The sequence below is a fragment of the Amycolatopsis sp. NPDC049252 genome (genome assembly GCF_043197175.1).
GTDB lineage: Bacteria > Actinomycetota > Actinomycetes > Mycobacteriales > Pseudonocardiaceae > Amycolatopsis.
In genome coordinates, this window is the sequence record NZ_JBICSQ010000139.1 from 1 (window position 1) to 14,136 (window position 14,136).

Annotated in this window: 13 protein-coding genes; 4 read left to right on the forward strand and 9 right to left on the reverse strand. The window is 72.1% G+C overall.

Annotated features, from left to right (window positions below):
• On the forward strand, positions 1–1,369 hold a 1,369-nt coding region (locus tag ACGFMK_RS47240), incomplete at its 5' end, for a glutamate synthase subunit beta (RefSeq protein ID WP_392778069.1).
• Positions 1,370–1,462: 93 nt separating this feature from the next.
• On the opposite strand, the gene ACGFMK_RS47245 is transcribed toward ACGFMK_RS47240, so the two are convergent.
• Positions 1,463–2,059 (reverse strand): phosphatase PAP2 family protein, encoded by a 597-nt coding sequence (locus tag ACGFMK_RS47245; protein ID WP_392778072.1) that lies wholly within the window; start codon positions 2,057–2,059, stop codon positions 1,463–1,465.
• 24 nt (positions 2,060–2,083) lie between these two features.
• Here ACGFMK_RS47245 and ACGFMK_RS47250 point away from each other — a divergent pair, with 24 nt between their 5' ends.
• Positions 2,084–3,475, forward strand: a complete 1,392-nt coding sequence (locus ACGFMK_RS47250; protein ID WP_392778075.1) for a class II 3-deoxy-7-phosphoheptulonate synthase — start codon at positions 2,084–2,086, stop codon at positions 3,473–3,475.
• A gap of 22 nt (positions 3,476–3,497) precedes the next feature.
• On the opposite strand, the gene ACGFMK_RS47255 is transcribed toward ACGFMK_RS47250, so the two are convergent.
• The 5 genes from ACGFMK_RS47255 to pknB form a co-directional block, all read right to left on the reverse strand.
• On the reverse strand, positions 3,498–4,748 hold the full coding sequence (locus ACGFMK_RS47255; RefSeq protein ID WP_392778092.1) for a wax ester/triacylglycerol synthase family O-acyltransferase: 1,251 nt from the start codon (positions 4,746–4,748) through the stop codon (positions 3,498–3,500).
• Between the two features lie 259 nt (positions 4,749–5,007).
• Positions 5,008–5,709 carry a hypothetical protein gene (locus tag ACGFMK_RS47260; protein WP_392778078.1) on the reverse strand — a complete coding sequence of 234 codons (702 nt, stop codon included), beginning with the start codon at positions 5,707–5,709 and terminating at the stop codon, positions 5,008–5,010.
• A gap of 136 nt (positions 5,710–5,845) precedes the next feature.
• Positions 5,846–7,339: an SPFH domain-containing protein gene (locus tag ACGFMK_RS47265; protein ID WP_392778081.1), complete on the reverse strand. Its 1,494-nt coding sequence runs from the start codon at positions 7,337–7,339 to the stop codon at positions 5,846–5,848.
• A 51-nt stretch (positions 7,340–7,390) separates the two neighbouring features.
• The gene (locus tag ACGFMK_RS47270; protein WP_323332769.1) at positions 7,391–7,600 is read right to left on the reverse strand and encodes a hypothetical protein; all 210 of its coding nucleotides are present in this window, start codon (positions 7,598–7,600) and stop codon (positions 7,391–7,393) included.
• On the reverse strand, positions 7,597–9,603 hold the full coding sequence (gene pknB / locus ACGFMK_RS47275) for a Stk1 family PASTA domain-containing Ser/Thr kinase (RefSeq protein WP_392778082.1): 2,007 nt from the start codon (positions 9,601–9,603) through the stop codon (positions 7,597–7,599). Before pknB ends, ACGFMK_RS47270 begins: the two co-directional genes overlap by 4 nt.
• 103 nt (positions 9,604–9,706) lie before the next feature.
• Between pknB and ACGFMK_RS47280 the strand changes: the two genes are divergently transcribed.
• Positions 9,707–10,075 carry an Rv2175c family DNA-binding protein gene (locus tag ACGFMK_RS47280; RefSeq protein ID WP_392778084.1) on the forward strand — a complete coding sequence of 123 codons (369 nt, stop codon included), beginning with the start codon at positions 9,707–9,709 and terminating at the stop codon, positions 10,073–10,075.
• Here ACGFMK_RS47280 and ACGFMK_RS47285 read toward each other — a convergent pair.
• Positions 10,011–11,810 carry a hypothetical protein gene (locus tag ACGFMK_RS47285; protein WP_392778095.1) on the reverse strand — a complete coding sequence of 600 codons (1,800 nt, stop codon included), beginning with the start codon at positions 11,808–11,810 and terminating at the stop codon, positions 10,011–10,013. The two genes, ACGFMK_RS47280 and ACGFMK_RS47285, sit on opposite strands and share 65 nt — an antisense overlap.
• Positions 11,811–11,829: 19 nt before the next feature.
• Between ACGFMK_RS47285 and ACGFMK_RS47290 the strand changes: the two genes are divergently transcribed.
• Complete coding sequence (locus ACGFMK_RS47290) at positions 11,830–12,351, forward strand: CGNR zinc finger domain-containing protein (protein ID WP_392778086.1); 522 nt, start codon at positions 11,830–11,832, stop codon at positions 12,349–12,351.
• A gap of 40 nt (positions 12,352–12,391) precedes the next feature.
• Here the strand turns inward: ACGFMK_RS47290 and ACGFMK_RS47295 are convergent, their stop codons facing one another.
• Positions 12,392–13,180: an LLM class F420-dependent oxidoreductase gene (locus ACGFMK_RS47295; RefSeq protein ID WP_392778089.1), complete on the reverse strand. Its 789-nt coding sequence runs from the start codon at positions 13,178–13,180 to the stop codon at positions 12,392–12,394.
• Positions 13,177–14,103, reverse strand: coding sequence for a phytoene/squalene synthase family protein (locus ACGFMK_RS47300; protein ID WP_392778098.1), 927 nt, complete (start codon positions 14,101–14,103; stop codon positions 13,177–13,179). Before ACGFMK_RS47300 ends, ACGFMK_RS47295 begins: the two co-directional genes overlap by 4 nt.
• Positions 14,104–14,136 lie beyond the last annotated feature (33 nt).

Consider the following 14,136-nt stretch of genomic DNA (forward strand, 5'->3'; position numbering starts at 1 on the left):
GGCGTCGCGGTGCATGGACTGCGGCATCCCGTTCTGCCACTCCGGTGGCTCCGGCTGCCCGCTGGGCAACCTGATTCCCGAGTGGAACGACCTGGTGCGCCGCGGCGACTGGGCCGCTGCCAGCGATCGGCTGCACGCCACCAACAACTTCCCCGAGTTCACCGGGAAGCTGTGCCCCGCGCCGTGCGAGGCGGGCTGCGTCCTGTCGATCTCGCCGCTCTCGGGCGGCCCGGTGTCGATCAAGCGCGTCGAGCAGACGATCGCCGACCAGTCCTGGGAAGCGGGCTACGTCCAGCCGCAGGTGGCGGAGGTGTCATCCGGGCAGCGGGTCGCGGTCGTCGGCTCCGGCCCGGCCGGGCTCGCCGCCGCCCAGCAGCTGACCCGCGCCGGCCACGAGGTCACCGTGTTCGAGCGGGACGACCGGCTCGGCGGGCTGCTGCGCTACGGCATCCCCGAGTTCAAGATGGAGAAGAAGGTCCTCGACCGGCGCCTCGCGCAGCTGCGCAAGGAGGGCACCAAGTTCGTCACCGGCTGCGAGGTCGGCGTCGACCTGACGGTGGAGGACCTGCGGGAGCGCTACGACGCCGTCGTGCTCGCGGTCGGCGCGCTGCGCGGCCGCGACGACCGGGTGACCCCGGGCCGGGAGCTGGCCGGGATCCACCTGGCGATGGAACACCTGGTGCCGGCCAACAAGTTCGTCGAGGGTGACGGCCCGTCGCCGATCGACGCGCGCGGCAAGCACGTGCTGATCATCGGCGGCGGCGACACCGGCGCCGACTCCTACGGCACGGCGACCCGCCAGGGCGCGCTTTCGGTGACGCAGCTGGACCAGTACCCGACCCCACCGTCCACAAGGGACGACGACCGCTCGCCGTGGCCGACCTGGCCGTACATCCTCCGCACCTACCCGGCGCACGAGGAGGCGGGCGAGCGCAAGTTCGCCGTCGCGGTCAAGCGGTTCGTCGGCTCGGAAGGCCGTGTCACGGCGGTCGAGCTGCAGCAGGTCCGCGTCCAGAAGGACCCGGCGACCGGCCGCCGCGAGGTCATCCCGGTCAACGACGAGATCGAGACGCTCCCCGCGGACCTGGTCCTGCTGGCGATCGGCTTCGAGGGTGTCGAGGAGATGCCACTGCTGGACGCCCTGGGTCTTTCCCTGACCAAGCGCGGCACGCTCTCGTGCGGCGCGGACTGGCAGACGGAAACGCCGGGCGTGTTCGTCTGCGGCGACGCCCACCGCGGCGCGTCCCTGGTGGTCTGGGCGATCGCGGAGGGCCGCTCGGTGGCCAACGCGGTGGACACCTACCTGACCGGCGCGTCCGACCTCCCGTCCCCGGTCCACCCGACGGCCCTGCCACTCGCGGTCGTCTGACCCGCCGTAGTCCGTGAAGGCCGCCTCAAGGGACTCTGAGTCCCTCAAGGTGGCCTTCACGGCTTTCCGCGGTCGAGGGAGTCGGTGCCCGGTTCAGGTCAGCGCGGCGAGCAGCGCCCAGTAACCGCCGCCACCCACGACGACACCCAGCACCAGCCCGGCCAGCACCTCCGGGGCGGTGTGGTCGCCGAGCTCGACCCGCGACCACGCCACCCAGGCGACGAGCAGGGCCAGCAGCAGCGCCCACGGGCCGTACGTGAGCGTCAGCACCACGACGGCGGCCGACGCGACCGCCGCGTGCAGCGAGATCTTGAACTTCCACCCGAACGTGATCGCCACCGCCACCACCAGGCTCGCCAGCATCGACGCGGCCAACGCGACCAGCGGCGCCGGCGCGCCGCCGGCCAGCAGCACGACGAACCCGAGGCCGAGGGAGAGCCCGGCGACCAGCAGCGGGACCCGGCGCCCGGCCCGGTTCGTCACGTGATGGCCGTCCCATTCGCCGCGCTTCGCGCCGCGGACGATGACGGCCATCGGGATCAGCGAGCCGGTGACGGCGATGAGGAGTCCCCAGCTCAGGGCGGACAGCCACCGGTGGCCGGTGGCGTCCCAGGCGAGGGCGAGGGGCAGGGTGAGCACCCACACCCAGGGAGCCAGGAGCTCGGTGGCCCACCGGGCGGAACGCGACACGGCGCGAACCTTATCCTGGAGCCTGTGAACTGGACTGTGGACGTCCCCGTCGACACGCTGCCCGAACTGCCGCCGCTGCCGCCCGAACTGCGGGCCCGCCTGGACAAGGCGCTCGCCCTCCCGGCCGCGCAGCAGCCGGAGTGGCCCGACCCCGAGCTGACCAAGCGTGTCCGCGGTGTCCTGGAGAGCGTGCCGCCGATCACCGTCCCGGCGGAGATCGACCGGCTCAAGAGCCGGCTGGCGATGGTCGCCCAGGGTGAGGCCTTCCTGCTGCAGGGCGGCGACTGCGCGGAGACGTTCGAGTCCAACACCGAGCCGCACATCCGGGCCAACCTGCGCACCCTGCTGCAGATGGCGGTCGTGCTGACCTACGGCGCGAGCCTGCCGGTGGTCAAGGTCGGCCGCATCGCCGGCCAGTACGCGAAGCCGCGCTCGGCCGCGACGGACGCGCTGGGTCTGGCGGTGTACCGCGGCGACATCATCAACTCGCTGGTCGCCAAGCCCGAGCTGCGGGTGCCCGACCCGGGCCGGATGATCCGCGCCTACGCGAACGCGGGCGCGGCGATGAACCTGGTCCGCGCCCTCACCGGTGCCGGCATGGCCGACCTGCACCAGGTGCACGACTGGAACAAGGACTTCGTGTCGGCGTCGCCGGCGGCGCAGCGCTTCGAGGCGCTGGCCAACGAGATCGACCGCGGCCTGCGGTTCATGTCGGCCTGCGGCGTCACCGACACGTCGCTGCAGTCGACCGAGATCTTCGCCAGCCACGAAGCGCTGCTGCTCGACTACGAGCGCTCGATGCTGCGCCTCGACAACGCCGACGCGGCCAACCCGAAGCTGTACAACCTGTCGTCGCACTTCCTCTGGATCGGCGAGCGGACCCGCCAGCTGGACGGCGCGCACATCGCGTTCGCCGAGCTGCTGGCCAACCCGATCGGGCTGAAGATCGGCCCGACGACCACGCCCGCGCAGGCGGTGGAGTACGTCGAGCGGCTCGACCCGCGCTTCGAGCCGGGCCGCCTGACGCTGATCGCCCGGATGGGCAACGGCAAGGTCCGCGAGGTGCTGCCGGGCATCGTCAAGGCGGTCGAGGCGTCCGGGCACAAGGTCATCTGGCAGTGCGACCCGATGCACGGCAACACCCACGAGTCGTCCACCGGCTACAAGACCCGCCACTTCGACCGGATCGTCGACGAGGTCCAGGGCTTCTTCGAGGTCCACCACGAGCTGGGCACCTACCCGGGCGGCATCCACGTCGAGCTGACGGGCGAGGACGTCACCGAGTGCCTCGGCGGCGCCCAGGAGATCTCGGACATCGACCTCTCGGGCCGCTACGAGACGGCGTGCGACCCGCGCCTGAACACGCAGCAGTCGCTGGAGCTGGCCTTCCTGGTCGCGGAGATGCTCCGCGGCTGAGGCCCGGCCCGCTCGCTCGGCGTCAGGAGGCGTCGAGCAGGCGGGCCGTCGACTTCAGGACCGCGTCCCGCAGCGAGCCGATGTCCGGGACCGCTTCGCCGTTGACCTGGAGTCCGATGTGGACCGAGTCGCGGTAGGTGGCCACCGCGATGCCGACCGCGTGGCGCGGGGCCAGCGGGACGAACGGGTAGACCTCCGACAGCTCCGCGCCGTCGATCGACAGGCGGGCCGGGGGGAGCGGGACCGTGGTGATCACCAGGTCGAACAGCAGCGGCGCGGCCTGGCCCGCGGTGCGCGTGCCCAGGCGGTGCAGCAGCGACGGGACGCGGTCGGCCAGCAGCGGCAGCGCACCCGCGCCGCGGCTCGGGCCCGCCGCCTTGTTGCGGGTCATCGCGCGGCGGACCACGCGCAGGCGCTCGACCGGGTCGTCCTCGCCGACCGGCAGGTCGCAGAGGTAACCGGACAGCTTGTTGCCGCCGAGCCGGTTGCCCGCCCGGCCGCGGACGCTCACCGGGATCAGCGCGCGCAGCGTGCGGCCGTCGGCGCGGTGGCCGCGGTTCACCAGCCATTCGCGCAGTGCGCCGGAAAGCACCGCCAGCACGACGTCGTTGGTCGTGCCGCCGTGGGCCTGGCGCACCTGCCGCAGCTCCGAGAGCGGCAGCCGCACGAAGCCGAGCCGCCGTTCGGCCGAGGACGGCGCCGACACCGGGGACAGCGTCGGGCGCGTCGCCCGCACCACCGACGACGCGATGCCGGCGGCCTCGTTCGCCTGGTCCCACACCGTGCCGAGTGCGCCCTTCATGGTGTCCAATGTGGACCGCTGGGCCGGGATCCGGCGCGTGGGCGCGGACTTCCGCTCCGGCAGCTTGACGCCGTCGAGCAGCCCGGCCGCGACCGCGTACGCCCCGGCGCCGTCGGTGAGCGCGTGGTGCAGCTTCATCAGCAGCGCGAACTTCCCGTCCGGCAGCCCGGTGACCAGGGTGAGGTCCCACAGCGGCCGTCCGGTGTCGAGCGGCTCGGCGATCCACCGCGACGCGTACGCCGCCAGCGGGTCCGGCTCGTACAGGGAGCTGAGCGCCTCGTGGTGAATGTGGTTCGCGGCAACAAAATCCGGGTCCTCGGCCCAGCTCGCGGCACCCGGCGGGAAGAGCTCGGCGCGCGCCCGCTGGCGCAGCTTGGGCAGCCGGGCCGCGCGTTCGGCGAGGATCGCGGTCAACGCCGAGGGATCCACGGGCCGGCGCGCGGTGAACGTGATCACCGCGCCCATGTGCATCGGGGACTTTTCGCTTTCCAGGCAAAGGAAAGCGACGTCGAGTGCGCTGAGCGGCGAGCCTGCCATTAGCGACCTTTCCCATCAGGCGTTCGCGGGGTCTGCACGTCCACGTGCGACGAGGGGGAGGAGAAAGCCACTGCACCAGCCCGACATGACGAGCGGGTGGTCGACGTGTTTCGTCGACGCTAACTAAGCACCCCATTCATCCATTCGAGATACCCCGGGCGGCGGTGCCCGGGGTCACAGACTTGCGGGTTTTTTACTCTCCGGGCGCGATTTCCGGTGCGTCCGCCCGGGCCACGGCGGTCCCCCAGTCGGGGGTAAGGGCCACCTGCTTGCCGACCCGGCGCACGGGCAGTCCGCCGGCCTGGCGCTTGCCCAGCCCCGGCCAGATCTCCGCGGCGTCCTTCGCCGCGGCGCGGATCGCGCCGCCGTCCAGCGTCGTCCGGGTTTCTTCGATGCCCCGGTCGCGCCACTGGACGACCAGCTTGAGCGGCCCCGCCGACGGCAGCGGCCACAGGAACACCTCGTGCTCGACGGCGAACCGCGTCCCGCCGACCGCCTGTGCCCGCAGCACCGGCCCGTCCGGCTCGCTGGCCGACGGCACCGAAACGGTCTCCGAGCTGGCCCGGCTCCCGTCGGCGTAGAGCACGCCGATGAGCAGGCCGTTGTAGTCGGTCACCCGGCGGTGGTCGATCAGCCCTTCGGCGGGGTCGTCGACCAGGCTCTCGCGGGAGTAGACCGTGATCCGCAGGGTGACCGCCTCCGGCCACACCTCGACGGCCCGCAGCGCCACGATCGTGCGCTCGGACCGGCCCAGTGGCTGCGCCCACGGCAGCACGGCCGGGACGATGTGCTCGCGCGGGGCGTCGGTCCAGTGCCGGCCGTTGAAGGCGTACAGCTCCTGCTCCGGCACCGGGAACAGGGGACGCTCGCGGGGACCGCCGCTGAAGAAGTTCATCGGACGGTCCGCGAACCGCTGTCCGGCACCATGCGCCCACGGTAGGACAACGTCACGAGAATTTCCGCCCCCGAACGGGCGTACGGCCCCGGTCTCCCGTGATCCGGGACACAGGGGCCGTACGCAGAGTGAACGGTCAGTCGCTCAGCTTGAGCTCGCCGTTCTTCTTGGCGCTCTCGTCGAGCTCCTTGTCGGCCGGCTTGCCCATCGAATCCATCAGCTGACGGGCCAGGCCGAGACCGGTTCCGCCGAGCGAAAGCGCCTTGGCGAACATGTCGGACATACCGTCGGCGCCGTTGAGCACGACCATGTGGTCGATGTTGCCGAACGCGCTCGCGCCGGCCTCGACGATCTCCGGCCAGCGCTCGGCCAGCTGCTGCGCGACGACGGCTTCCTGGTTCTCCGCCAGCGCCGCGGCGCGCGCCTTGATGGCGTCCGCCTCGGCGAGACCCTTCGCCCGGGCCGACTCGGCTTCGGCGAGACCCTTCGCCTGCGCCGCCTCCGCGTCGGCGAGGCCGCGTGCCCTCGCCGAGGCCGCCTCGGCCTCACCGGTCGCCCGGGTCGCCGCGGCCGCCGCTTCCGCACGGGCCTTCGTCGCCTGCGCCTCGGCTTCGGCCGCGGTCTTGACGCGGGTCGCGTCCGCCGCCGCTCGCAGCTCGGTCTCCTTCGCCTCGGCCTGGGCCTTCGCGATCGAAGCGTCACGGGCCGCGTCCGCCGTCGTACGCGTGTCGTACGCCTTCGCGTCGGCCGGCTTGCGGACCTGGGACTGCAGCCGCTGCTCGGCCAGCGCCGCCTCCAGCTCGGCCGCGCGCGTCTCCTGGACGACGACCTCCTGGCGCGCGGTCGCCTCGGCCAGCGGACCCGACTGGGACATCTTCGCCCGCGCCTGGTCGACCTCGGCCTGGTAGCCGGCCTGCTGGATCTGGCTTTCGCGGACCGCGGCCGCCTTCTTCGCCGCGGACATCTGCTCGACCTCGGCGGCCTCCTGGTCGCGCTGCGCCTCGGCGATGCGGGCCGACGCGGCGATCGCGGCGGCGTGCGGCTTGCCGAGGTTGAGGATGTAGCCCGATTCGTCGTCGATCTCCTGGATCTGCAGGGAGTCCACGATCAGGCCGAGCTTGATCATCTCCGTCGCCGAGGATTGGCGCACCTCGCCGGTGAGCGCGTCCCGGTTGTGGATCATCTCCTCGATGGTCAGCCCGCCCACGATCGAGCGCAGGTGCCCGGAGAAGAGCTCGTGGATCGTGTCGTTCATGCCCTTCTGCTGGTCCAGGAACCGGCGGGCGGCGTTGGCGATCGACGAGAAGTCGTCACCGACCTTGTAGATCACCACGGCCCGCACGGTGACCGGCAGCCCCTGCCGGGTCACGCACGAGACCTGCAGGTTGACGCCCCGGGTGTCGAGCGACAGCCGCCGTGCGGTCTGGAACCCGGGGATGACGTTCACGCCGCGGCCCGTGATGATCTTGAAGCCCAGGCTGTCCGCCGTTTCGCTGCGCTCGACGCGGATCCCCCAGCCGGACACGATCAGCGCCTCGTTCGGCTCCGCGACCTTGTACAGGATCCGCAGCAGTCCGAAGATCACGATCACGGCCACGACGGCGATGCCGACGATCAGCAGGATGTTCATTGGCCTCCCACACCCCTCAGTCTTCTGTTGTTCGGTAGCCCTTCGACGCCGCTAACGCGTCAGTGGTTGCCACCGTTCGACATAAACCGTGCGGGGCGGTTCGAAGTCCACGACGAGCACCTGGGTGCCCGAGCTGAAGGTCGCTTCGGGGTCCATCGGGTAGGCGTAGAACGCCTCGGTCCCGCCGCGGACGTTCAGCAGCACCTCACCGATCAGGCCGGGGCCGATCGTGCCGGTGACCCGGCCGCGGCTGCCGATCATCCACCGAAGCCCTTCAGCTTGACCTTCGAGCCCTTCTGGACGAACGAACCCGGCTGCGGGTCCTGCTGGAAGACGAAGTCGAACCCGCCGCCACCACCGCGGCCGCGGCCGCCGTCGCGATCGGCCTGCAGCCCGGCCTGCTCGAGGATCTTCTGGGCGTCGTCGAACGACTTGAACCGGACGTCCGGCACCTGGACGGCGTTGTTGACGAACACGCCGATCCGCTTCGCCTTCGCCTGGGAGTTGGCCGGCGGGTCGGTCCGGGTGACGGCGCCGCCCGGGACGCTCTGGTTGAACTCCTCGCCGGCCTGGAACGGCTCGAACCCGGCCTGCTGCAGCAGCTGGAACGCCTCGTCCTTGCTCCGCCCGGTGACGTCCGGGACCGGCGGCAGCGGGATCGGGCCCTTGGACACGATGATCGTGACCTGCCCGTCGATGTTCAGCTGGCTGCCCGCGGACGGCTCGGTGCGGATCACCGCGCCCTGCGGGACCTCGGCGTCGAAGTCGTCGGTGCCGCGGACCGGGGTCAGCTGCGCGGTCTTGATCGCCTGCTCGGCGTCCGGCAGCGCGGTGCCCGGGCGGATGTCCGGCACCGACGGGCGGCCCTTGGACAGCACGACCGACACCGTCGAGTTCGGCGTCAGCGTGGTGCCGGCGGCGGGCTCGTTGCGCAGCACGGTGTTCGACGGCACCTTGTTGTCGAACTCCTGGCTGAACTTCGGCGTCAGCTTCGCCGCGCGCAGCGCGTCACCCGCCGCCGCCTGGTTGAGCCCGACCAGCTGCGGCACCGTCGAGGTCTTGTCGCCGCCGGTGTCGGTCAGCATGAAGATGAACGCCGTGAGCAGGCCGCCGAACAGCAGCACGGCGCCGGCGATCAGCGCGATCCGCTTGCGGTTGTCCTTCGGCTTCCCGGGTTCCGGCTCGCCGTGGCGCCGCGGCGGTCGCGGCGGGACGTTCCCGGTCACCGGCAGGCCCGGCGGCGGGGTGCCCGGGTGGTGCAGCGCCCGCGTCGCGTTCGGGCGGTGCACCGGCATCGTCTTCGCGGTGTCCGGCAGCACCTGCGGGATCCGCGGCAGCGTGCGCTCGGTGTCGGCGACGTCGCCCTGGCCGTGCGACACCGGGACCGGCACGGTCACCGGCAGCAGGCCCAGCTGCGCGCGCACCGCGGTCAGCTCGGTGAGGAACTCCCCGGCGTCGGCGGGCCGCAGCGCGGGGTCGCGCCGGGTCGCGCGGGTGATCAGCTCGTCCAGCGCGGGCGGCAGGTCCGGGCGCAGCTCGCTCGGGCGCGGGACGTCGTCGTTGACGTGCCGGTAGGCCACCGAGATCGCGGTGTCGCCGGTGTAGGGCGCGCGGCCGGTGAGCATTTCGTAGAGCAGGATCCCGGCGGAGTAGACGTCGCCGCGCGAGTCGGCCGCGCCGGTGGTGACCTGCTCGGGGGAGAGGTAGGCGACCGTGCCGAGGATGACGCTCGAGCTGGTCGTGCCGGCGCTGGCCACGGCCCGCACCAGGCCGAAGTCGGCGACCTTGACCACGCCGCCGGTGTGCGGCCCGGACCGGCCGATCAGCACGTTCTCGGGCTTGACGTCGCGGTGCACCAGCCCGGCCCGGTGCGCGGCGGCCAATGCCGACAGCACGGGCTCGGCGACGCTCAGCGCGAGCGCGACCTCGAGCGGGCCCCGCTCGTCCAGCAGGTCCCGCAGGGTGCCGCCGTCGACGAGTTCCATCACCAGGAAGGCGACGCCGCCCTCTTCGCCCTGGTCGTGCACGGCCACCACGTGCGGGTGGTGCAGCTGGGCGGCGGACTGCGCCTCCCGGACGAACCGGTCGACGAACGACCGGTCGTCCGCGAAGCGCGGGTCCATGATCTTGATCGCGACCTGGCGGTCCAGCCGGGTGTCCGTCCCCCGGTAGACCGCCGACATCCCGCCGTGGGCGAGGAGGCCGTCCACGCGGTAGCGCCGCTCGAGCAACGTGCCGACCAGGCTGGGATGGGTGCGTGTCACGAGTATGGATCGTACGGAACCCGGCACGCCGCGTGGAGGAGACCTGGCGGGTCACCCGAGCGCAGTAGCGGGAGAAGGGGGCGAATGTGGCACAGTGTCACCTGTGAGTGGGATTCCTGTCGCCGAAGACGTCCTCGCCGCCGACATCGCGGTGCTGCCGCTGACGGAAGTGGCGAACGCCCTCGGGACCTCGGTCAACAAGGTCCGCCAGCTGCTGCGCGAGGGAGAGCTGATCGCCCTCAAACGAGGCGGCGAACTGGTCGTGCCGAACGCGTTCCTCGTCAAGGACGGCGTGGTCAAGGGCCTGTCCGGCACGATCACCGTGCTCGCCGACTCCGGCTTCAGCCGCACCGAGATGCTCCGCTGGCTCTTCACCACCGACGACTCGCTGCCCGGCAGCACCCCGGTCAACGCGTTGCGCACGAGCCACGGCACCGAGGTGAAGCGGCGCGCCCAGGCGATGGCCTTCTGACCTGGGTCGACGCGGCCAGCAGCTGCACGGCTGCGGCCGCGATCAGGCACGTTCCCGTCCCGGCGGCGGACAGCGGCCCGGCCACGGCCGCGCCCAGGGCCAAGCCGGTGATCTTGACGCTCGCGGCCGTCGTGAACACCTGAGCCCGCACCCGTTCGGGCGTCTCGCGGTGCCGGATCGCGAACAGGGCCGTGAGCTGCGGCCCTTCGGCGAATCCGGCCAGGGTTGCGGCGGCGATCAGGAGTGCCGGGCCGGTCGCTGCGGCCGCCAATGCGCAGCTCGCAGCCAGCACCAAGGTGCTCGCCCAGACAACCGTGTCCGGTGTGCCGGTTTTGCCGGTGAAGACGGCGTTGGCCAGCAGCGACGCCACGGCGAGCACGGTCATGAGCAGCGCACCGTTCGCGGCCCCGCCGAGATGGGCGGCGCCGAGCAGGGGATAACAGACGGTGACCATCCCGATCCCGGCGCACGAGAGCGTGGACGTCACGGTGGCGCGCCTCAGCGGGGCGTTGCGCAGAAGGACCCTGAAGCCGCTGTTGAGCTGTTCCTTGAGCCGGGCGGCTTTCGGCCGGGGCCTGCCGGGGAGCTTCCAGGCGACCGGGAGAGCGGCGGCGACCATGGCGACCGCGACGGCGAGGGCGGACGGGGCGCCCGCGAGGTTGGCCAGCAACCCGGCAAGCCCCGGTCCGGCGAGAGCGGCGGCGGTGAAGGTCATCGCGTCCAGGCGGCTCGCGGTGGCGATCGGCGGTGCCGGGGTGTCTGCGGCTGCAGTGCCTGCTGCGGAGGGCGATTGGGCCGGCGGCTCGCCTGTAGCCAAGGGCGGGTGGGGCGGCCGGTCTCCGGTGGTCGAGGTCGGCTGAGGAAGCCCGCACGATCCGCTACTCACAGCTGACGGCAGCTGACCCGGCTCGCCGCCCGCGATCGATGGCGGCTGACGCCGCTCGTGTCTTGTGTTTGAGCGCGCTCCGCCGCTCGTAGCTGACGGCAGCTGACCTGCTCCGCCATCCACGATCGATGGCGGCTGATCCTGCTCGTGTCTTGTGTTTGAGCGCGCTCCGCCGCTCGTAGCTGACGGCAGCTGACCTGCTCCGCCATCCACGACCGGCGGCGGCTGATCCTGCTCGTGTCTTGTGTTTGAGCGCGCTCCGCCGCTCGTAGCTGACGGCAGCTGACCTGCTCCGCCATCCACGATCGACGGCAGCTGATCCCGCTCGCGTCTTGCGATTGAGCACGATCCGCCGCTCGCGGCCGACGGTGACCGGTCCGGCTCGCCATCCACGACCGGCGACGGCTGATCCCGCTCGTGTCTTGCGATCGATCGCCGCCGCCTACCCGCGGCCGATGGCAGCCGGCCGCCACTCACGACCGCGGGCAGCTGTGCCGTCCAGCCGCCCGCGATGGCCGGGTTGAGCAGGCCCGTCAGCACCGCCATCGCCACCACCGACCACAGCGGCAGGTGCCCGAACACCACCGTCACCAGGGCGATCCCCGCCGCGTACCCCGCCAGCGCGACCGCGAGCAACCGGCCGGGCGCCGGGCTGCGGTCCAGCAGCGCGCCGAACACCGGGCCGCCCGCCGCGGCCGCCGCCGTCAACCCGGCGAGCAACGCCGACCCGGCACCCGGGCCGGCCGTCAGGCCCAGCAGCAGGAGCGCGGGCCCGGACAGCTCGTCGCCGGTCCGCGCGAGCGTCGCGCCGGTGAGATACCCGGCGAGTCTGTAACGGCTTGGCACCATCAAGACGTTACAGTGGGGTATGGCCGTTCCGCACCGGGATTCCGTTCAGCGCGCCGTGGACCTGCTCGCCGTGCTGCTGTCGCCGGACGTCGAGGCGGCGGAGGTCGAGCGCGTGCTCCAAGCCCACGGCGAACCTCCGACGTCGCTCTCGGAGACAGACCTGGCGAAGCTGCGCGACGCGGCACGAGAACTGCGCGACGTCTTCGCAGCGTCCGACGTCGCCGAAGCGGCTTCGGCGCTCAACCGGCTCTTCGCGGCGTACGCGGGCCCGCCCCGCCTGACGGACCACGAAGAAGGCTTCGGCTGGCACCTGCACGTCGACACCGCCGACGACGGCCCGTGGGACCGCTGGCTGGTGACGTCGTCGGCGCTGGGCCTGGCCACCCTGCTGGCAGACCGCCAGGGCCCGCCGGGCGGCCTGTGCGCGTCACCGTCGTGCGGCAAGCCGTTTGCCCACCTCGGCGGCGGCAGCCCGCGCCGCTACTGCTCGCCCCGCTGCGCGACCCGGGAGCGCGTCGCCGCCCACCGCACCAAAAAGTGAAGGCCACCTCCGACGGAGGTGGCCTTCACGGGAACAACACTCAGCCGTTGTTCTTGTCGCGCCAGGCGATCCACGACTTGAGCAGGCCCAGGTCGTAGTCCGGGCCGCCCACGCCGACGGTGAACGTCGAGACGCCCAGGCCCAGCAGCTTCGGGCCCAGCTCGTCCGGCTCGCCCTGGACGCCGCACGAACGCTCGATCTCGGCCGGGTCGCGGCCGACGTCGGCGCAGTGCTGGTCGAGGATCTTGACCTTGCGCTCGACGACCTCCGGGTCGCCGAAGCCGTGCCAGATGTCGCCGTGCTTGGCGACCAGCTTGAGGGTCTTCTTCTCGCCGCCACCGCCGATGAGCACCGGGATCTTGCGCGTCGGCGCCGGGTTCAGCTTGCCGAGCCGCGCCTCGATCCGCGGCAGCGACTCCGCCAGGTTGTCGAGCCGGCCGCCCGCGGTGCCGAACTCGTAGCCGTACTCGTCGTAGTCCTTCTCGAACCAGCCGGAGCCGATGCCGAGGATGAGCCGGCCGCCGGAGATGTGGTCGACGGTGCGGGCCATGTCGGCCAGCAACTCGGGGTTGCGGTAGCTGTTGCAGGTCACGAGCGCGCCGATCTCGACCCGCGACGTCGACTCCGCCCAGGCGCCGAGCATGGTCCAGCACTCGAAGTGCTTGCCCTCGGGCTCGCCGTAGAGGGGGTAGAAGTGGTCCCAGTTGAAGACGATGTCGGCGCCGAGCTCCTCGGCGGCCGACGCGGTGCGCCGGATGGTGTCGTAGTCGGCGTGCTGCGGCTGGAGCTGCAGCCCGATCCGGATCGGTCGCTTTGCTGCTGAGGTCATGATCGCAGCCTACGACCGGCCCCGAGGGTCTCGCGCGCCCAGACGGCGGCGAAGGCGGGGAGCGCGACCACCAGCCGGCGCGTCTTCGGCACCACCGCCCGCCGCGTCAGGACGTCGTAATCCAGCGCGGTGATCTCGTCCAGGATGCCTTCGTACAGCGTCAGCGCCGTCCGCACGCACGGCCGGGATTCGGGACGCAGCAACGGAACCCCGGCTTCGGCCCGCCGGTACACCGCGCGGGCCCGCGCCACGAAGTACGCCATCGCCGCCCGGATCCGCGGGTCCGCGCGCCGCCGTTCCAGCAGCTCGCGCGAGACGCCGAAGGCCGCCAGTTCCGTCAACGGCAGGTAGAGCCGGCCGCGGTCGAGGTCCTCGCCGACGTCGCGCAGGAAGTTGGTCAGCTGGAACGCCTCGCCGAGCGCGATCGCCCCCGGCTCGGCGTCGGCCAGCGGTCCGACGGTGCCGAAGACCGGCAGCATCTGCAGCCCGATCACCGCCGCCGAGCCGTACGTGTACTCACCCAGCTCGGTGAACGTCGCGTACTCGGCCGGCTTCAGGTCCATCCGCATCGAGCGGAGGAACGCGTCGAACAGGTCCTGGGCGATGCCGTACCGGTGGACCGTGTCGGACAGCGCCGCGAGCACCGGGTCGTCGGGTGTCCCACCGGCGAAGACGACGTCGACCATGGCGCCGACGCGGTCCAGCTCGGCCGCCGGATCCGTGCCGGGCTCGGGGTTGTCGACCAGCTCGTCGGCCATCCGCGCGAAGCCGTACAGCGCGTGCGCGGCCGGGCGGGCGCGGGCCGGCAGGAGGCGCGTCGCCAGGAAGAACGTGCGGCCGTGGTGGGCGTTGAGCCGTCGGCACGCGACGTAGGAGGCGCGCAGGGCCGGGTCGGTGATGCCGGCGGCGTCGAGCTCGTTCACTTCCCGGTGATCCGTTCCGCCGCGAGCCGTCCG